The organism is Acinetobacter sp. CIP 102529, assembly GCF_000368325.1.
GTDB classification, from domain to species: Bacteria; Pseudomonadota; Gammaproteobacteria; order Pseudomonadales; family Moraxellaceae; genus Acinetobacter; species Acinetobacter parvus.
On the sequence record NZ_KB849347.1, the window covers coordinates 19,048 to 39,895 of the forward strand.

The window sequence follows — 20,848 nt, forward strand, 5'->3', positions numbered from 1 at the left end:
AAAATGGGTAACTTTCTCTTTTTCAAGAAGAATGTACGATCAAGTCTGAACTAATACAACTTATCCTTATTTCGCAATTGGAATGAGAACACAAAACTTAACAAGCATACAGTGACTACACCTTTTAAAATGATTATGAATGAGCTTTTTGATTATCATGATTATTCTTTCCATTCGTTCCGACACACTGCAGCAAATCACCTATCAGTTCTTCTCAATTCTGATTACACTCCACTTGTAAAAAATCTGACGGATTACACCGAAGAAGAATATCAATCTATTCGAGCAGAGATACTCCGCAATTCACATGGTCAACATCATTGGTTTATTATTGCCCATTTACTAGGCCATATTGATCCTACTGAGACCTTTAAAAGTTATATCCATTTAAGCTACCTGATCGCTGGACGTAAAATACTGCAATATCACCCAGACATTGATAATCAATTGGCGAAGAAAATACTGGGATATCAACCTTCTTTCAAGTTTTTAAATACAGCGAAAGATTCTGCTAAATTTAGTTTCGAAAAGCATTCTAATGATTTATGTCAGCGTTTACTCAACGATCAAACTGGCTGGTTAAACAGCAATGTAGAAGATATTCTGGATGAAATCGCTTCGTTTAATTCTCAACCCCCATGACTTTTTTAAATATTTCGCTGGAACAAAGGAGTCTAAAATTTCATTTAAATTGTTTTACAACTGTCTTAATTTACTAGAGATTCATCGTGACCCACAGCGTGTATCACTAGAAATGAGTTTACCCATCGAACTCGTTAACTATTGGTATGAAAACGCCAAAGAATTAAGCAATCTTAAGTCTCAAAAAAATAACCCCCGATTATTTGATCTTAACAACATAAATCATCAGTCAACTCCCCTCAAACCTGCCATGATCGACACCGCTGAAGAACAAACAGCAATGATCCATTTTTTTGAGAAGATTCAAAATTTATTTAAAAAGAATCCAGATCAAATTAAAGCAGTGCTTGAAATATTTTTAAGTCGTGTCACCGCCTCTCATACAGGTATTCACTATCGATGGGGCAAAATCGATCAATTGGAATCATTTTATTCCATGGTAAAAGACTTGTTTCCACGTCAATTTTGGCATCTTCTCGGACAAAACTTAATCAAATCATTAGATACTAAGAAACAGCCTTTATTAATGAAACTTGCTCAATCACACAGTAAAACTAAAGGTTATCCAACAACGCAGGAAGATTATGTTCGCCTTCAACTTTACTCAATAAAAGATGGCAGAGCACTTGCAGCGTTTAAATTTTGTCTGCATCTAGCCTGTATTGGCCGGCCACAAACTCTTGAACTTAATCCACAAAAATGGGAGCCTTAAGCTCCCATTTTTACTTTGGAGAAACCGGACATTTCTATTTTGGGCTTACAACCCAATTTTGTATAAGAGATTTTACGTCAAATGACCAAAACATGGTCTTTTACTTCATTCCTCTCTTGCGCAGCCTAAATCCATGACTCATTTTTAATTTTACCTTTTCTGCAAATGCGTTATTAGAGGGATTTGTTTCGCACTAAGAGCTTACTCTATAGTAGGTTTTAGGTAATGCCTCTAATGGGAAAGTCGGAGGATTAATCTGAATAGCTACCAAAATTCTAGACACACATAACCATCTTTTGGACTGCCACCACTCTCCTTTGCAAAAAGAATCGACGAAACATATCCAGAAGGGAAATTACATTCAAGTGTTTAGGTATCAACCAATAAATCTTCGTGATATTTACTCCTTAGAAATTGCTCGAAATCAACTCATTTAATCAACAACATGCACAAAAAACTGGCATAGAAATGTATTAAAAATATCTGTAAATGTGCATGTTGCACATGTTTTGAAGGGCGTATTGCTTAAAAGTAACCCAATTTTAAAGCGGCACGGCTCTTGCAAAGTCAGATGTATTCAAAAATAGCGCAAGAGACTGGAGCTAAAAATGAGTACACATGAAGAAAGTCCACTGACCGAAACACCCCAAGCCAATCGAAAAGGATTGTTTCCGATTGCAATGGTGCTGTTTAGTTTTACTTTTTTTACCGGCACTATGTTTGCTGGCGGCAAAATTGGCGTCGCATTTGATTTTGTTGACATCCTCTGGATCACGGCAATTGGTAATCTGTTACTGGCTCTCTATGCTGCATCACTCGGTTTAATTTCTGCTCGCAGTGGGTTAAACACAGTACTAATGGGACGTTTCTGCTTTGGCAATTTAGGCAGCAAACTCTCCGATTTTTTACTGGGGTTTGCCGAACTGGGCTGGTATGCCTGGGGAACTGCAACACTGGCTATTTCGCTGGTGAAAATTGTTGGGATGCCAGAAAGCTGGATAATCCCGTTAATGGTTGCGTTTGGTCTACTCTTCTCGGTCACCGCACTGGTTGGTTTTAAAGGATTGGAGTACCTGTCACGGGTTTCAATTCCTTTGATGTTTATCCTGCTCATTACCTCAATTGTATTGGCCACCAAAGAAATTGGCGGCTGGACGGGCTTGACTGCTGTTAAGCCAACGGAAGCCATGACGTTCTCTACCGCTGTGACCATCGTATTTGGTACGTTTGCCAGTGGCGCAACGCAAATCACCAACTGGACCCGTATGTCGAAAAACGGCAAGATCGCAGTATGGGCATGTCTGATCAGCTTTGTCATTGGTAACGGCTTGATGGTCTTGGCGGGTGCCTGGATGGCGATTGTTTACCAACAAGCAGACATTGTAGAGGTTCTAGTATTGCAAGGCCTATCTGTCGCAGCAGTGATTATGCTGTGCATGAACTTGTGGACCATTCAAGGCCCAACCATCTATAACGTGTCCGCAGCAGCATGCCATTTAGTACGTAGCGAACGCCGGAAAACCATGACGATCCTGGCTGCAATTGTGGGGATTGTGCTGGCTGTCGCAGGCATGTATGAGTTGTTATTGCCATTCCTGTTGTTACTCGGTGCGATCATTCCACCTGTAGGTGGCGTCATTATGGCGGATTACTGGGTTCGCTACAAAGGTCAATATCCGTTGCTGAATGATGTAGAGCTGCCGAATTTTAACTGGAATGGTCTGATAGCCTATAGCATCGGTGCGATCGTGGCGTATAACTCTCCCTGGATTGCCCCGATTGTCGGAATTGCGGTTGCTTCCGTATGTTATGTGGTGTTGATCCGTTTATTTCCAGCAAAATCGGCTGAAAAATCAGCACAAGTGATGACAGGGCCATCAGTATGAGTATGACGGTGCACGAGGTGCTGGAACTACCACAGTTGTATGAACTGCGGTTGCGGGCAGGTGCCGACCATGTGCACCGTCTGGTTCGCTGGTTCTATGTCGCTGAGAACGAAGGAATTTCAGACTGGATTGAAGGTGGTGAGCTGGTATTTATTACAGGTATCAACCAGGTACGTGATGAAGCCAACCTGCTAGATCTATTAGATCAGGCGGCTGCCAAAAAAGTAGCTGGTATTGTGATCCTGACCGGTACCGATTTTATTCGTGAGATTCCGGCCACAGTACTGGAAAAGGCCGATGCAATTGGATTACCCCTGATTGAACAGCCTTACCACCTCAAGCTGGTGGAACTGACCCATGTGATTGGAACCCGCTTGGTTCAACTGTCACAAATCAAGAAGTCTGCAGAAGATGTGATGAGCCAGCTTTTACTGGGCCAGTTTCCATCACTGGAAACCATTCAGTTGCGTGCACAGCAGTTGGGTTTACCCTTGTTAGGGCAACATGTGGTGGCAGTGGTTCGTTTGAGTAATGTGCAAGAATTTTTTCAGGATAGCGGTGCACAGCACAAAACCAATGATCTGTACCAGAAAAAACAGGCTTGTTATGAACATCTGGAAAGCTGGAGAAAACAGCATGAACAGGTTTTCCCTATTGTTCCGCAGGGAGAGCAGTTTAGTTTGGTTCTATCTTTGCAGGATCAGGATCTGAATTTCTGGTTCCAGGCTCTGTCGGCATTGGTCTCCGGTTTGCGCGAGTCTGAATCCGATCTCAAGTTGTATGTTGGACTATCCACCGAAGTAAATTCTGCCATCGCCTTTCAACGTGGCTACTGGGAGGCCTGTCAGGCTCAAGAAATTGCCTCGGATTTAAAAACCAATTCGGGTGTCTGCCTGTATAACGAATTGGGTGTATTAAGGTTGATCAAGGCTATTCCGAACAAGGCCGTTACCCAGCAACTGATGAATGAAACGTTGGGCTGCTTGATTGAACCTGAAAAAAAACAGCCCTATGTGCTGGTTGAAACCCTGGATGCCTGGTTAAAGGAAAGTGGCAATGCCGTTCAGGCCGCTGCCCGGCTTGGCATTCACCGGAATACCATGAACCAGCGTATCCAAAAAATTGAAGCATTAACCGGACAATCATTGGGCAATCCCAATTTCCGTTTGAATGCTTCCGTTGCCTTATTAATTTGGCAAATATCCCACGATTAGAGAGAAAAATATGAAAGTTATTAATGCAACCTTACGTAAAAAGACCGGTTTGTTCACGATCAGCTATCACAATGGGGTAATTGATGCGATTGAGCCACAGGCCGGGTTGCTAACCCTCGAAGGACCTGACGTTATTGATGCGAAACAGCAGTTGCTGATGTCGCCACTGGTTGATCCGCACATTCACCTGGATGCGGTACTGACCGCAGGTGAGCCAGAATGGAACATGTCCGGGACGCTGTTTGAAGGCATTGAACGCTGGGCGCAACGCAAGGCCAGCATTACCTTTGAAGATACCAAACAGCGTGCCAAACAGACCATCGACATGCTGGTAGCGCATGGCATTCAGCATGTGCGTACCCATGTCGACATTACCGATCCGCAATTGACCGGATTGCAAGCCATGCTTGAGGTCAAGAATGAAGTCAAGGATGTGGTGAATCTGCAGATCGTGGCATTTCCGCAAGAAGGCATTGAATCTTATAAAAATGGCCGTGAACTGCTAGAAAAAGCCTTGCAGATGGGGGCTGATGTGGTCGGGGGGATTCCTCATTTTGAATATACCCGTGACAAAGGCGTGAGCTCCGTGCATTACTTGATGGACTTGGCCGAAAAATACAATGTACTGGTTGATGTTCATTGCGATGAAATCGATGATCCGAATTCACGTTTTCTGGAAGTATTGGCCGATGAAGCATTGGTCAGAAACATGGGCGAGCGTGTCACGGCCAGTCATACCACAGCCATGGGCTCTTATGATAATGCCTACTGCTATAAACTGTTCCGTTTGCTGAAGCATTCAAAAATCAACTTTATTTCCTGCCCGACCGAAAGCATCCATTTACAGGGCCGGTTTGACAACTATCCAAAACGTCGTGGTCTGACCCGCGTGGCGGAGATTGACCGTGCTGGCATGAACATCTGCTTTGCGCAGGACTCGATCCGTGATCCATGGTATCCGGTCGGCAATGGCAATATTTTACGCATTCTGGATGCCGGTTTGCATATTTGTCACATGCTGGGCTATGAAGACCTGCAGCACTGTCTGGATCTGATCTCGGACAATTCTGCCAAAACCATGTGTCTGGGGGATCAATATGGCATCGAAGTAGGAAAACCGGCGAGCTTTATCCTGTTCAATGCCAAGAATGATTATGAGGTTGTCGCTAATCAGGCCAAGGCGGTGCTAAGTGTGCGTCATGGCAACATCATCATGCAGCGTCAGGAAGATCAGGTGCAATTATTGTCTGTTGCAACACCTTCCCAGCAGGATGCTGCAACTCAGCGTTTAGCGATTGGCGTCTAATTCAATACGTAAAACAACACACTGAAAATATCTGATCCGAGTGAAAGATATTTTTCGATGAACTGATCTAGCGGGTAGGCAAAATCCGGATGTATAAACAACCGGCATTGTCCTAAACCGGATTTACCTGACCCGCAATCCAAATCACTAAATCAAAAAATTGTCTATGTTCTGCATAGATAAGGGGTTTCTTATGCTTAAAAAAAATGTGTTACACCGTATGACTATCCCTTCAGGCCTAGCTTTTGCTGTTTTATCCACAATGACTGTAACTCATGCAGAAGAACAAGCCTGGTCGGTTTCTGGTTTTGTACGAGGTAATTATCAATATAAAGAATATGCTGAAAGCGAAAAGAGTAAAGCGCAGATCAGTGATATCCGGCTCAATCTTAATTATCAGAAAGATCAGATAGATGGCAAGATTACGGCACGCTGTGTCCAATTTAACGAAATGTGTGATTTGATTACATTGTCAGATGCTTATCTGGGTTATCAACTGGATGAGCAGCAGAAAATCACCGTGGGCTTACAACCGATTCCATTCGGGATTGGAACCTATTGGGATAGCAGTTTCTATGAAAGCATGATGTATACAATCGGCATGCAAGATACCCACAATATTGGGATTCGCTATGACCTGAGTCAGGATCAGCAGTCTTGGAGCTTTGGCTATTTTCCAAAGGATGGCGGCAATTATAAAGGGGATAGCAATGATGCATCACGTTATAGTGCCAATTTTGTTGAAGGCGTATCAGACAATGCTACCCAGATTGATGAAAAGAATATGCTGATGATGCGTTATGCATATCAGGGCCAGAAGGATACAATTGGATATACGCTGGGTTCATCAGTTTGGTATTCGTTCTTGGACAATAAAAATAACAACAAGACCGGCAGTCGCATGAATGCCAATGTGTTTGGTCAGTGGGCTACACCAACTTATGACACAACCTTAACTTTCGGTTATCAGGATATCGACAACAAGCAAGCTGGAGTGGACTATTCGACCTTTGGTTCTTTTGATACGGAATATCACGTAGCGAATAAAGCCTACTATTATGTTGCTGATCTGGATTATAAAACTTCGTGGAGTTATAAGGATTGGAAAGGATTTAAACCGTATCTCGTATTCAGTGGTCTGATGAAACAGGATGGGCAGCCAAACTCCTACCGTAATATTGCTGGACTACAGGCAGATTACAAAAACATTACCATCAATGCAGAGTATATTTTGGCGAAAAATGATGCCTTTGTCGGTGGAAATACCAATTCCTTTACCAATTCAACTGACAGGGATTGGAAAAAGTTACTTTATATTACCTTTGCATATCAGTTCTAATTGATTTAGCTCACCCAAGATTGATCACGCAAATCACGTTTAAGTCGACTCTCTAATGTAAAGAGTCGACTTCAAATTAGTGATTTTTCCATTTTTTACCAATAGTTTCTTTTTTACATACATGTCTAAGACTATGATTTTGTTTAATTTATTTTTGGATCAAGACTTAAGTAAATCCTTAAAAATCAGCATCTTGAAGAATATTTTATGCAAAGAAGCCGCGAAGAAACATCAGCTTAGTGGGCTACAGCCTATTCAATAAACTCGCCGGGCTACAGCAAAATGAAGTGGTTGAGAATCAATGATTAGGCTCAGTCGTGGCGTATATTCAACAGCAGCATCAAGAGTTAGAAACACAAAATAAACGTTTCTGGGCCGGTATTGGCTATTCAATACGGACAAGTTTGTGCAACAAATCCCCTCCCAACCAAAGAATAAAGACCAATCACTCATCGATGCATTTGACTATTGCTGCTTGCCAAATCCAGGACCCCACAGCTAAAAAATTTTTATCAAAAGGTAAAAAATATAAATTATAAAAAACAGAAGCGGGTTTTATGTTGGTTATTATTGTTGAATTTATATAAATTTAAAAGTGACCAACTTTTGCTTACCCTACCCTACCTTAAACTACATTCCAAAATTCTAAAAACCCAAGTATTTGTTTTATATATATTTAATTTAATGACATTTAAATAGATTTAACATCATTTATGTCGGTGACTATTGCCAAGGTTGGGGTATCAGACTTAATTTGTTGCCGCTGTTGCTGCTTCTGCTAATGCTGTTATTGCTACGTCTAATTCAGCTTCAGCTTTTGCTATTGCTTCAGGTTCTGCTTTTGCTTTTGCTTTTGCTTCTGCTAATGCTAATGCTGCTCGTTTATTTATTACTACTTCTGCCGCTGCCTCTGTAACTAAATATAGGTTTGAATTAGTTTCACCTGCACAATTTGTTTTAATTGCAAAATACTCAACTAATTTGAGACTTGATATTGAGTTACTAATTTCTTGATCAGCCATAAAATTAAGAAAATTCTTTATGTGCATATTCATATAGGAACTTAATGCTTCTTTTGCTGGCTTTAGACATTCACTTACTTCAGTAGTTAGTAGATCACGTTTAACTTCTTGCAATTGCGATACAGGAGTAGCTAAAGCAATTCGAGAAGTTGATGATGCTAAGTCATAGGTATCAACCCAACGATTTTCTATATTATTTAATTCCTCGACGCCTTTATCTTTTGCTTCTACTTCTACTTCTTGTTGATTCTTACATCCGATTAGTAGTGTAGAGCAGATAAGCACAGGTAAAACAAATTTGAACTTCATAGAATGCAATCTTGTTGTAGGTGCAGATAAATAATGCCACAGATAAAAATTAAATATAAACAACAATTTAAATAGTATCTATGATCATTATACTAAGCAATAAATGAGGAATAACCTCTTAAGTAAAAACTATCATTAACTGAAATCTCAACTCAGAAGGGCATGCGTTTAGATATACTTATTAAAGATGAGAATCGTTGCTGGGTCATAGATAGTAAATACTATACGACCACAGGAGCAACTGATGCTCCAGGATGGTCAGATTTAGTTAAGCAATTTTTCTATATTAAATCGATTAAACTCATTTATCCTGAGCTTAAAGAAATCAAAAATATTTTTATATTTGAACGGCTTTGTTGCATAAACCTAGTCTAGAAAGATTATTCAGTCCTATAATTTCAATAGGCTTTGTTGCATAAACATTCAAAAGCCGACTTTGAATAATCAACTGTTCCGTTGATAAATACAACCTTGCGGAACAGCTAAATTAAAGCGATCCAGGTCTAGTGCAGAACGTTCCGATTATGTATACCCTATAGACACATTTATTTAATTGATTTTAGTGCGTCATTTGAAGTCGCAAAGAAGTGGAAACCGCTACTTTCTGCATATGATTAGAAGTTTACAGCTGTTATATTAGTTCCATATATTTGAGGGTGGCTAAATGACTAATAAGGATTATGATGTGGCTTTAGAAACTCTGGCTGAGTTGGTTAAAGATGTATCTAAAATAGTTCATTCTGAGGCTGTAGATAAAGCTCTAGTTAAGCCTACAAAAGCTAATATTGAAGAGCTTAATAAGTTAAAAGAGATCGTTGATCATGCTGAAGATTTATAGTGCTTTATATTTAATAAATGATGAATGAGGGGAATGTATGCTAAAAAAAATGTTGTTGTCTTTATTAATTGCTGTACCTGAACCGTACCGGGTTTGTCGGAGACCACTTTTCTTGAGAGAATGTCCCGATGAAAAAAGTAAAATACACCCCTGAAATCAGAGATAGAGCGGTTCAATTATTGATTGAATCTGAAAAAGATTATCCTTCTACTTGGGCTGCAATCACCGCTATTGCTCCCAAGATAGGTTGTACTCCTGAAACTCTACGTGTTTGGTATCAAAAATATTTAGATAAACAAAACCCAATTAAAGTACAGCAACTTTCAGATCAAGAACGTATTAAACAACTCGAACGTGAAAATAAAGAACTGCAACGTGCTAACGAAATTCTACGTAAAGCAGCCGCTTTTTTCGCCCAGGCGGAGCTCGACCGCCCACACAAATAATGGTGGATTTTATCCAGAACAATAAAGATCGATATGGTGTTGAAGCGATTTGTAGAATTTTACCGATTGCAGCTTCGACCTATTATCGGGCTTTAGATCTCGTTGATAACCCAGAACATCGAGCGAAACGGGATCTGCATGACCTGCATCATGCAGAGCAAATCAAACGTATTTGGAAAGAAAGTTTAGGTCGATATGGTGTGCGTAAGGTCTGGCAACAATTGAAACGTGAAGGTTATGTTATCGCACGTTGTACAGTTGCTCGATTGATGCAGAAGCTAGGTATACAAGGTGTTTGGCGTGGTAAGAATAAACAAACCACCCGTAGCCGAGATGATCAAAAACGAGCAGATGACTTAGTAAAACGCAATTTTAATGCAGATCATCCTGACCCTTGCGAAGCAATGCTTCTCAGGTCGCTGACTTCACGTATATTCAAACTCATTCAGGCTGGGTCTATACCGCCTTTATTATTGATGTGTTCTCGCGAGCAATTGTTGGATGGAAAGTATCAACACGTATGAATACAGATATGGTGCTCGATGCACTGGAGCAAGCATTGCATGATCGAGGCATGCCAAAGAACGTGATTCATCATAGTGACAGAGGCGTGCAATATCTTTCCATTCGTTATACCAATCGTTTAGAAGCAGCAAATTTACGAGCATCAGTCGGTACGACCGGTGATTCATACGATAATGCTTTGGCTGAAACGGTGAATGGCTTATACAAAACAGAGGTGATTGAATATTTAAAAGCGGATTGGCAAGGTTTAGCGGATGTACAACTTGCGACACTAAACTGGGTAGATTGGTTCAATAAAGAGCGTGTACACAGTGCACTGGGTTATGTATCACCTTTTGAGTTTGAAGCAATGTACTATGATAAGATTAACCCGTTAGGTCAGGTGGCCTAACTTAAATAAAAAAGTCTCCGACAAACCCGGTACGGTTCAGTTTCTTTCAATGGTTGGCTAATGTAGCCTCTATCACCATAGACCGTTGCTGATAAGCCATTCACTAAATCCTCAACTTTTTTAAAATCAGCAATATGTCCGTTTGATAAATCTGAATTTAAAATTTCACCCTCTTGATTCATCAGCAAGTGTAGTTTGCAACTATAAAACCAGCCCATCGTACTTTTACCACGAGAAGCAATCTCATCTAAAGCATGATGACCTTTAGGGATTCTTTTATTTTTACAAACAGGTAAAGGTGTTGAATCAATCCATAAATATGAACTTTCATCTTTTTGTCTCAACGCATAAAGCAAAGCATGAATAGCAAGTTGGTGCTGATTGATGAGGGTAATCAGGTTTTTATAACAAGGCAAGTCTTTAAAGAGTTTGCTTTAAAACTGACAAAGCAAGTTAAAAAACATCTTAAAATTATGTACTTGAGATGTTTTATAGTAGATGGAGATAGCCACAATTTCTGATAAAGATAGCGTTGTTTGTCTGATACGTTGACGTTTGTTTTCTTGCTTGAGAAATTGCTAATAGATGGGTTCAAATTTTTGAAAAATCATCAACAATACAAAAAATTTCTGTAAAATCGTACATGGTAGTTAGAGCCTTTAGGTTGTGTCGTAACTTTCTAAATGGCTCTAACTACCTTTTTTTCAAGGGCTTTTCTTATCCGTAATTCGGGTTACTATAGTTCTGTGGGTGCCATTAACCCAAAATAGTGAGCATTGTTGATTAGATATACTTCACCCTAAAAATGCCTATCATAGAAGGGATTCATAGGCTACACCTTTAGCTAAAACTGGGTTAGCTTATCATTCTAGGGGGCAACGGTGCCTTTTCAAACGCTTCTTCAAGCTTATTTCTTATCCGTAATCCAGGTTAATTAGGTCTTTCATGCGAGAGTTATAAGGTATTAATATGAAATTTTCTAAAATTATATTTTTTATATTTTTTTCTTTTTTAGGTAGCTATTCATATGCTTTAGATGCTAATGGAAATTTTGAATCTAAACAAGAACGTGATGAATTTCTTATGATTCTTTTTAAGAAGCTTGCTAAAGAATTGAATGAGCAAACCCCGATTCTTTTGGATGAAGAAACAAAAATGATGAGTGTAATGGCATTGTATAAAACAATTACAATTAATATGACTTTAGTTAACTATGCGTCTGATCATGTTAACCCACATATTCTACAAGAATATGCAAAAGAAAATATAAATTATAATGTATGCCAAAGTCAGGCAACCAAAATGCTTATTGATGCCGGTTTTAAATATACTTATACATATACTGGAAACGATGGGAGAATTATTACTAGAGTAGTTGTTGATAGTTATAATTGTTAAACATTTTCACCTACTCTTTGGTACGGCTTGAGTTCCACAGACCTGATGTCACAAGTTTTTCTGAACCTTTGGTCACTTGAAGTTCTAAGCGGTACAAACTCAGCATGCCTTTGTTACTGTGTAATGGTATGCAGGAAGCTTGGTTTCGCTGGACCATCTGAAATTAGTCCAATACCACCCTGCTCTTTAACCGAAACAAAATACTCTTCAAACTTGTCATTATCAATGTAGCTTAAATGCACGCCATAGAATTCTATGCCACTAATCTTCTTCCGCTGTTCCCGACTACGCGCAAAAGAACCTGTGGTCATATAGTCCTTCATAATCTTTACACCATCTTTGTACTTAAAGGGATACCAGCTACTTCATCAAAGGCAGCTATACCCCAAAGTACGAGTAGGCTAATACGGCGACCGCTCATGTTGTATAACAAGTTGGCGACCATTGTTTAACCACCCGAGACCAAAATACTGTTCGATGAGTATTCTTTATAAATATGACTCTTTCTAAGCCTATGCTTGGTAAATCCGATTTTTATAAAACAAAGGCTTGAAACGCTTAGATTGAAAGATATACGCTTAGGCTATTCGCACAAGGAAGGATGCTGTACGGCTACTAGTAGCAAATCAAATGCAAGGAATGAAGTAATATTTTGTTGGCTTTGTTGATCCATAAAACACACCTGAATCTCACGGCTTTTTTTCGTGTGATCAACCGGATAGTTCTCATATTTCAATTGCACATCTTCCGGTAACAACAGTCGCATCCCCTCAATAAAGGTCTGCATATCCCAATCCATTTTTGGCTTTTTCTCGGCATCAAGACGACATTGAAAACTAAACTTATTTCTTCTGAGTTTACCATGCTCAATCAAAACCATTAAAGCCGACAGCACTTTCTGCTCTTTGAAATGATCCTTAAATGCAGTAAATTGCTGTAATATCTTGGGCTTTACTTGGCTGTTGACCTGTAGATCATAAAGCTTACGTAAATTATTGTCCGGGTTCGATAATTCACAATCCAGTTTCCAGTCTGACTGTTGGAATCGACGGACTTGCCATTTCGCAGCCAACCAAAGCGCATGCTTAACCCAAATATGTAGGTGATCCGCTGTATCAGATGCTTGATTTTCTACATTTTGATATGTGTTGAGATACTGGTAGACAACCTTGTAAGACAATGGCTTCAGCTCGAATTGCATTTTGGGTATTGGATACGATTGTACCTTCTGATCAATACCCAACACTTTACCATCAGGCTTAAATTCCTGTAGGTATTTGCGGTCTCGATTCAGATCCACTACTTCTGTTGCTTTACGATTGAAATACCTATTGAAAATAGAGGGATGAACCTCACAGGGCGTATCGTAAATTCTATCAATCGCCAGCAGATCCAGACTATGTAAATAGTGAGAGGCCGTTTGTTCAATAGAGCTATGCCCCATCCAGTCAGCGAGTAAACGCCATTTATGCTGAACCACCACTTCATGCTTCATTGCTGCTTCTCCAAGCAGATGTTTCCGCATTGAGTTGGCTTGCTGCCAAGTGTAATCGGTATAGGTCATCACCATTTTTTTTGAACCCAACCAGACAATTGCCAGATGATTTGCAGCACTATGACGGAAACTGTGGAAGGTAAAACCATGAGCTGGGCCAATAATTTCATCAAACAGCAGTCGGGTCATTTGAGTGATATACGTCTCGCTGAGAATTTCTCCGCCAATCTCAAAAACCAGCTGCCTATTTGCCTCCTTAAGATTCGGCTGCTGTAAACAATGCAAAAGATAGCATTTCACTGCTCGCAGTTCATCATCCAGTAATACAGCGTTCAGGTCGAGTTGACGCTGTGCATTTTGGCTTTTCAATCGTCGATAAACATTGTTTTTTAAGCTGATGCGAATAGCGACCTCTGCATGAAGCGGATCATCTCTCCACAGCAGTTGCGGACAAATAATTTCCCCCAATGTCAGACAGCGAATTTCATTGAGACGACATCCTAAACGATAGGCCAGCACATACATCAGTAACAACAGTCGCAGATGGACTTTTTCTTTTTCAGTAGAAAGGGTCTCTATTTTCTTGATGAGCCGTTGTTTAAATTGATTAAACAATCGTGGACTGATGAGCTTGGCCTGGCAGAACTGGATACGCTGAAAATCAGGGTATTTAAAACTGTCGACTATTGGTACAACACCCTTATATTTTTCCTGACAAAAAGCATGAAAATCTTTTAACCGATCAAGAGCAAATTTTGCCCGTCCCTGGTTACGCGATTCTGTCGATTCACGCTGTGCTTCAGCTCGTTCATCTATCCCGTTCAAGATAGAAACATACAATTGCTCATAGTCCTCGGCATTCATCTGTTGCAGATCATCGTCATATAAATACAGATGAAAGAAATAATCTTTCGCAAAACTGTTCAGATAACGCTTGATGCTGCTCAATTTGACGTTTCTTCTTTGCAAATGAAAGATCCAAGCCAAAATTCTCAATTGCGCTTCAATGAGGTTTTTTTCTTTGTAATTGTCACCCGCTAAGACATTCTTTTCCTGCAGTCGGGTTCGAATATTGCGCCATTGCTGAAACTGCTGCTGATGACGTTGTCTTTGGTTTTGCTGATCTTGTTCTATCCTACCTCGTTCCTTTTCAAAAAATTCCAACTCAAATGGTATTTCTTTCAGTTGCTGGTGGGCTGTGATGGCCACAGCTTTGGCTGTTTCAGTCTCTAACGGTAGAAGCTCATGTTGCTGTTTAGAACGATCATCCGCGGATATCAATGGATTGAACCAGGAAATCCCCTGGTCAGTTGCGGTTAAAGATACGGTCTTCAAGTGATTGCGTAACACTTCACTTAAACACATATCCAGGCTCAGGTCCGAATTGATTTCCAGAGCCAGATTGACATGCTGAAAGGGTTTTAGTGCCGTGATCTTCAGGAGCTCCTGATCCTGGCATCGCAATAGCTTTTTTAATGCTGTAATCTGTTCAGACAACTTGAGCTGTTTTTTCAGATCCTCAAAGATACTCAGAATCGCTTCCAGCACCGCACGCGGACACTGCGGTTGCAACACCACTCCTTGCTGTTCGATGACGTATAAACACATTTGTGCATAAGGATTAAACCAGACATGCCGCCACTGATACATCGTCTTGCCTTCAATTTCATTGCCGTAATACCGGTGTTGCATGCGATAAGTGAGAATGAGCGGATTAATGGTTTTTTTATAGTCATTGCGATAGAGTGTTGAATAGGCTAACTGAGGCTCGCAACCGTTCTCTAGCAAGCGATTCCCGATCGCGACTAGCTGAGTCAGATCACTGCAACCGGAACAATAAATCAGGCTTAAATACAGATTCCCCCAACACTGTTGTGCTGTTTTTAACTGCAGTGCATCGCTACGCCAATAGGCCTTCAGTCCTCTGACAATATGAAAATGCTGCTGCCCCAAACGCAATCTGGCTTCACTACTAAGAAGCTGTCGCGGTGGCGGATCAGAAAAAAGGGTCGTCGGACGCAGCTTAATTGGATAAGGCTCTTTTTCCTGCTTCTGATACTGCTCCAAACACGCTACAAAACAAGCTTCACTATGTTTGATATACGGCTTGCGCTGGGTACGTGTTGTGAAGTTTTTATTCTTTAAGAATGCATCTAATCCTTTGGAAAAATTTCCCCAGATTCGGACAATCTGGTCATCGATCTCAGGCTTACTCTCCGTCTGTCCTTCAATGACCGTCTCGATGTTTTGAAAAATATAGCGTACCTGTAGGGTAATCTGGTGATAAACGGTTGCAGGGATCTTAATCAGATAAGCCTGTTCCGAAGCATTCTCGTAAGCTTCTTTACGCTTAACCAAACAGTCTTCAGCCCATTGCAGATAAGGAGCTCTCAGTGCCACCGTAGCAATCTTTTTGTCCTTTAAAAACTGCTGAAGTTCTTCCTGAAAACTTGCCCAGATTTGCTCAATTTGACTGTCAATCTCAACCAGATTACCCTGATGTTGTGAAATCACCTGCAACATCTGTTGAAAAGTTGTATCAACTCTCTGGTTAATCTCATCATAGATCAGAGATGGGATTTTGATTGGATAGGCCTGTTTTGACGCACTCAGGTAATCCTCTTTTAGCTGAAAAAAATAGGCTTCACTCTGCTGTAAATATGGAGCTCTGAGAGGAGCTGTTGTCAGATGATTCTGTTTAAAAAAGTCTTTCAGATCTACCTGAAAATCTAGCCAGACGCTCTCAATTTGGCGATCAATCCCTGGCGAAGATGCCTTGCGACCCGCTATAACCTTAAGCATTTCCTGAAAAATAGATTCGACTAGCTCACGAATCTGCGTAGCAATTACCTCACTCTTGGCCATGTGTTTGATCCTTTTCTGCCTTCGGACTGGATACATGCTCAATCTGCAAACTCTTGATCATCTCATCAATCCCCTGAGTGACATGACGCATATATTGAGACAGGGAAGCCGAGGAATAACGATAAAACAACTCCTGATCACGTTGATCATGCCCATATAAGGCTTGAATGACGTTAAATGCTACGCCCTGATCCATCAGCATATTCATCGAAAAATGACGCAGCCAGTTATTATAAATAAGCTGTACGGAATACCGGGACAGCTCTTCATTCACCCAAGCACGACTCAATGACCTGATCCTTATTTTAGGACTAGCCCATGCTTGAGCTGTCACAGGCAGGCTTTCTGGATAGACCACCACCTTGCCAAACAGATCCTCGAGGGTAATCTGTTTCTTGAATACAAATTTCAGCAGTTCAGCATAGCGGCTAACAACACTATTTAAGAACTCTAGATAATCCTGGAGGGCATGGATAAAAAACTTGGCTAAAGGAATATAACGTCCATCAATCCGGGACTGACTATTTTTTTTATCATTGATGTACAACAATTTTAAATCCAAATCGTAAGCACTGAACGCCCCTAGTAAATCTTCTTGCGGTCGTCTTGTTAAACATAACAAGCTGATATGCCATATCCACAAACTGTAGGCATTGATCCGTTCAATCAGATGCTGATGCAACTGAATTTTCTCATGACAGACATTGCGCAGTTGCTGAAAGAAATTGCGGACAAAATCTGGGGTCAGGGCCAACTGACTACCCAGCCGGTCACTAGCTTCTGCTTCAGTCAAGGTTTCAAACTGCTGCTCAATGATTTTGATCTCGGTATTTTCTTTTTCAGGTCTGTTGAGGGTCTTCAGATAAATCCGGTACTTCTCATTCAATTCCTTTTTGGCAACGCCACCATAAAAGCTGCCGGGAAGATAATGAAAACTGTCTTTGCGTGACAGTACATGAGCTATATATTCATTAAATGTTTGATGAAAAACATGGAAATACAGCTGTGCCTGTAACTTTTCCACGGTGATCGAACCGAGCTGTTGTCCTGCTGTGCATTTTTTTAGATATTGATTGATTTCTTGCACTGTCACAGCTGCCGTATCATGATAAAAATGCAGATAATCAAACCAGCTGCTCGACAGGTAAAGCTCATGAGACACGCTATGATTCAACTGATAGGACTTTAAACTTTCAATCTTTTGCTGACTAATATCTAAATACAGTTTCACCCGATATTCAGGGTTCTTGTCACTTCCCGTTTGTAACACTATGCCTTGTTCGATCAGTTGTTCATAGTTGAGCAAAGCAATCGGTGACAAGCCACTACTTAAGCTAAGCAAACAGGCGGCAGCCAAAGCTGCATCACCTTGGTCTTGGCTATTCAGTTCACCATTCAACAGGTAAAACAGATGCTTGATGACATCCTGACTCATATAATAAGTATTGGTCACCAACGGTTGCAGACGACGTTGGCGATGTCGCACCATATGTGTCGTACATTCGTTCGTGGCCATTAAAAAGCGAGCTGTCCCTGGATCAGGGGTGTAGATCATCCACCCCTGCTCAATCTTGGTTGTCTCGCCCTCATCATCTAATACGTCCTCAGGGTCAGCGCTAAGATCAATCGGAATATCAGGCAAGTCTATCTCTTGCTTCAGTTGATATTGCGCTTCGATTTCTTGATCAGAGGGCCAATCAGGTATAGGTTTTAACTTTTTAACTCTCCGCTTTTTGAACTCTGGATTCTTAAATTTTTTAGCTTTAATTCTTTGCAGTCTTCGCTTTCTTTGTGTTTTCTTTTTGATTTTCCGATGCACAATTTTTTTATCAGCCAAACGCTTAAAAATAATAGTCAGTGCGCGCAAGTAACTCGTGAACTTACTTCCTGTTAAGACAAATCCCTGAATAAATTCCGTCCATTTTTTATAGATTGACCCATCAGCTTCCACCGGTTTCAACATAAAATCTAAACAACATTGCAGTAAGCGTCGACTGTCACTTGCTTCAGGACTTTCCTCTTTCTTTTTCGCATCAGGCTCCACCAACGGCTTAGAAATGTAACGCAACAAATCACAGATTTCTTTTTGTTTGGCGTTTGAACCTTCTAACTGACACATCGCTAAGTATTGCGTGTAAAAGAAATAGCTAACTTGTAAGTGTAAATAGTTGGTTTCATCCAACTCTTTAGACCCTCGAGCAGCAAAATAAGTAAACGCAGCAAATAGATAATCAGTGCCCAGTTGTCGAGCATTCACGATCGAGCTATAAACTTGAGCGGCATTGATTTTCAATTGTTCGATCAAGCGAGTTTCATCGAGATTCAAGGCAGAAAATTCTGTGCCTATCACCGTGTGCTGCAATTGCAAATACAAGATAGCGAAATTGATCCGCAGCTGCTCGTTCAAATTAGGATTCACTGTATTTAATTCTGCAACTGGATGCGATTGCAAATAGCTTTTTAAAGATTGTACTTCTGCCACGTTTCATGACTCACAATGTAATATTTTTATTCAATACGAGAATTCACCTGATACTTCATTTCTAGGATTTCTATCACTTGTTGTTTAGTATCAGTATTGCGTAGCCCAAATAACGTTGTAAAAAAAAATCCACTAAAGGGTCTTGCTTGCCCTAGAGCGTCTGGCTGCACTTCTGGATCAATATAGCTATCAAGCTCACGAATCAGCTGCAGTTGCGGTATGTAATGTACAGATGCACGTAGCGCCCAATCTGTTTTTAAAATCTCAATTATCTGCTTCCAGATCTTGACGTAAAGTTTTTTAAATTCCTGCTGTTTGCCCTTGTGCTTGCCCGGCTTCTGTTTGAGTAGGCTCTTCACCTGCTGTTTGAGCCTGATCACTTTTGCAGTTTCAGTTGCAAACGGAAGTATAAATTGATACACGAAAAGAGCGGTATTACTTGCGGACTGACCAAAAATCATGCTAAAAATGACCAACAACTAACCTACAAGTAGTTTTATCATTTTTTTATTTTACTTTTCAAGTAATTTATATTCCAATAGAAATTAATTTAAAAAATGTTATTATTCAGATAAATAGTATTCTTAATGTGTGTATAATTCTGTAGAATATTTTCATAAATGTGTTATTCCACTTTTTTTATATTTAGTGTTATTAGTGCATCGGCTTTAGCATTTCAATCCTTGTCTGCCCCGCATTTGAACTTAAGCTTATTTGGGCTGTTGGTTTATGTTGAACCGATATTGTTAGTGGCGGTTTCAATCGCCTTAGGGGAACGCATTACTTCAGCAGAATGGCCAACCTATATCGCCATTTGGCTCGCAGTTTTTACCCTCATGCTTGAAGGATTACGCAGCTTTAAAAAGAATCGTAAATTAGTGATATAGGCATTTTTTAGCATACTTTCCTCTAGATTACTTAAATTTAGCCGTCTAGGCATGCTTTGGTGCTGAATCGAGAACTGACTTTCTGTTCTTATTTAAATGGCTATTTGACTCCGCGAGTTAGGTGCTGACACTTCATATTTAAAATGACATAGAGTGAATTACAGTGAACCTTTTAAATGATGATGCTGCCTCACAATACTATTCAATAAACTGGAAAAGTTGATTACAGGTTGGCTATGCAAATCCGCCTTGAATGCAATACCGAGTCCAATCGTAGCGGTCTTATTCTTCAGGTATTTATATTTAATCCCTTCAATTTTGAGCTGTTGGGTGGACTCAGGCACCAAAGAAATGCCCAAATTCGCCGCAACCAACGATAAAATTGAAACAATCTGAGGGGCTTGCTGTCCAATTTTAGGCGAGAAGCCATGCTGTTGACAGCTATTTAAAATCGCGGCATACAGCCCCGCACTCACCTCTGGTGGAGAGACAATGAAGCTCTCATGCTTAAATTCTGCCAAATCTACCACCTCATCTTCTGCTGGATATTGAATCGGCAAGGCAGCAATCAATTTTTCATCGATCAAATTACGAATCGTAATGGCTTTAGGATACTGTGCAGGTGGTCGTACAATTGCAATGTCTAATTCATTATTCAATAAACTTTCAATCAAAATCAAAGAATTGGCTTCTTTTAATACCAAATTCACCTGAGGATATTGCTGTTGAAATGCTTGAATGACAGTTGGAATCAAAGAGTTTAAAATTGAGGTGCCTGTAAAGCCGAGTCTTAGTTCTCCCAATTCGCCATTGGCCGTACTTTGGGTCAATTTCACCGCATTTTTCAGTTGGTTCTGAACGGGCAAAACCATTTTAAGAAAAGTTTCTCCTGCTGGTGTCAGAGCTACACCATGCGAATAACGATAAAAAAGTTCTACACCGATTTCCCTTTCCAATTTTTTAATTTGCATACTCAACGGCGGCTGACTTATGCCAAGACGCAAGGCTGCTTTAGAGAAACTTTGCTCTTCCGCGATAGCAATAAAATATTGAATATTGCGCAGTTCCATATATTAAAGCTATACCATTAT

12 protein-coding genes, 5 pseudogenes and 1 other annotated feature are annotated in these 20,848 nt (G+C 40.3%); of the genes and pseudogenes, 10 read left to right on the forward strand and 7 right to left on the reverse strand.

What is annotated here, in order from left to right:
• Window positions 1-57 precede the first annotated feature (57 nt).
• From F972_RS15665 to F972_RS00615, 5 genes and pseudogenes are all read left to right on the forward strand, one after another.
• A pseudogene (locus F972_RS15665) lies at window positions 58-1,354 on the forward strand (site-specific integrase); the annotation flags it as partial.
• A gap of 608 nt (window positions 1,355-1,962) precedes the next feature.
• Window positions 1,963-3,240 (forward strand): cytosine permease, encoded by a 1,278-nt coding sequence (gene codB / locus F972_RS00600; RefSeq protein ID WP_004763097.1) that lies wholly within the window; start codon window positions 1,963-1,965, stop codon window positions 3,238-3,240.
• Window positions 3,237-4,454 (forward strand): PucR family transcriptional regulator, encoded by a 1,218-nt coding sequence (locus F972_RS00605; protein ID WP_004763098.1) that lies wholly within the window; start codon window positions 3,237-3,239, stop codon window positions 4,452-4,454. The genes codB and F972_RS00605 overlap by 4 nt, the downstream gene beginning before the upstream one ends.
• A 10-nt stretch (window positions 4,455-4,464) precedes the next feature.
• Window positions 4,465-5,760: a cytosine deaminase gene (gene codA, locus F972_RS00610; protein ID WP_004763100.1), complete on the forward strand. Its 1,296-nt coding sequence runs from the start codon at window positions 4,465-4,467 to the stop codon at window positions 5,758-5,760.
• Between the two features lie 193 nt (window positions 5,761-5,953).
• Window positions 5,954-7,099, forward strand: a complete 1,146-nt coding sequence (locus tag F972_RS00615) for a porin family protein (RefSeq protein ID WP_004763102.1) — start codon at window positions 5,954-5,956, stop codon at window positions 7,097-7,099.
• 749 nt (window positions 7,100-7,848) lie between these two features.
• Here the strand turns inward: F972_RS00615 and F972_RS15670 are convergent.
• A complete protein-coding gene (locus F972_RS15670; protein WP_004763104.1) occupies window positions 7,849-8,430 on the reverse strand; it encodes a hypothetical protein in 582 nt (193 codons plus the stop codon).
• A gap of 144 nt (window positions 8,431-8,574) precedes the next feature.
• On the opposite strand from F972_RS15670, the gene F972_RS14835 reads away from it, so the two are divergent.
• The 3 genes and pseudogenes from F972_RS14835 (at window position 8,575) to F972_RS14840 (ending at window position 10,630) form a co-directional block, all read left to right on the forward strand.
• A complete protein-coding gene (locus F972_RS14835; RefSeq protein WP_228127543.1) occupies window positions 8,575-8,805 on the forward strand; it encodes an LlaJI family restriction endonuclease in 231 nt (76 codons plus the stop codon).
• 289 nt (window positions 8,806-9,094) lie between these two features.
• The gene (locus F972_RS15975; RefSeq protein WP_004763108.1) at window positions 9,095-9,268 is read left to right on the forward strand and encodes a hypothetical protein; all 174 of its coding nucleotides are present in this window, start codon (window positions 9,095-9,097) and stop codon (window positions 9,266-9,268) included.
• Window positions 9,269-9,396: 128 nt separating this feature from the next.
• Window positions 9,397-10,630 (forward strand): annotated as a pseudogene (locus F972_RS14840) (IS3 family transposase).
• Window positions 9,672-9,788: a sequence feature (AL1L pseudoknot), on the forward strand. Its footprint overlaps the pseudogene before it by 117 nt.
• A 38-nt stretch (window positions 10,631-10,668) precedes the next feature.
• Here F972_RS14840 and F972_RS00640 read toward each other — a convergent pair.
• Window positions 10,669-11,275, reverse strand: a pseudogene (locus tag F972_RS00640) (IS982 family transposase); the annotation flags it as partial.
• A 324-nt stretch (window positions 11,276-11,599) separates the two neighbouring features.
• On the opposite strand from F972_RS00640, the gene gspS2 reads away from it, so the two are divergent.
• A complete protein-coding gene (gene gspS2, locus F972_RS00645) occupies window positions 11,600-12,028 on the forward strand; it encodes a type II secretion system pilot lipoprotein GspS-beta (protein WP_004763116.1) in 429 nt (142 codons plus the stop codon).
• Between the two features lie 37 nt (window positions 12,029-12,065).
• Here gspS2 and F972_RS14845 read toward each other — a convergent pair.
• From F972_RS14845 to F972_RS00665, 4 genes and pseudogenes are all read right to left on the reverse strand, one after another.
• Window positions 12,066-12,533: pseudogene (locus tag F972_RS14845) on the reverse strand (BREX system Lon protease-like protein BrxL); the annotation flags it as partial.
• A 78-nt stretch (window positions 12,534-12,611) separates the two neighbouring features.
• Window positions 12,612-16,388, reverse strand: coding sequence for a site-specific integrase (locus tag F972_RS00655; protein WP_004763120.1), 3,777 nt, complete (start codon window positions 16,386-16,388; stop codon window positions 12,612-12,614).
• Window positions 16,375-18,870 (reverse strand): hypothetical protein, encoded by a 2,496-nt coding sequence (locus F972_RS00660; protein ID WP_004763122.1) that lies wholly within the window; start codon window positions 18,868-18,870, stop codon window positions 16,375-16,377. The genes F972_RS00655 and F972_RS00660 overlap by 14 nt, the downstream gene beginning before the upstream one ends.
• Before the next feature lie 26 nt (window positions 18,871-18,896).
• Complete coding sequence (locus tag F972_RS00665; RefSeq protein WP_004763123.1) at window positions 18,897-19,331, reverse strand: hypothetical protein; 435 nt, start codon at window positions 19,329-19,331, stop codon at window positions 18,897-18,899.
• A 189-nt stretch (window positions 19,332-19,520) separates the two neighbouring features.
• Here F972_RS00665 and F972_RS16130 point away from each other — a divergent pair.
• A pseudogene (locus tag F972_RS16130) lies at window positions 19,521-19,757 on the forward strand (multidrug DMT transporter); the annotation flags it as partial.
• A 158-nt stretch (window positions 19,758-19,915) separates the two neighbouring features.
• On the opposite strand, the gene F972_RS00675 reads toward F972_RS16130, so the two are convergent.
• Window positions 19,916-20,827 carry a LysR family transcriptional regulator gene (locus F972_RS00675; RefSeq protein ID WP_004763126.1) on the reverse strand — a complete coding sequence of 304 codons (912 nt, stop codon included), beginning with the start codon at window positions 20,825-20,827 and terminating at the stop codon, window positions 19,916-19,918.
• Window positions 20,828-20,848 lie beyond the last annotated feature (21 nt).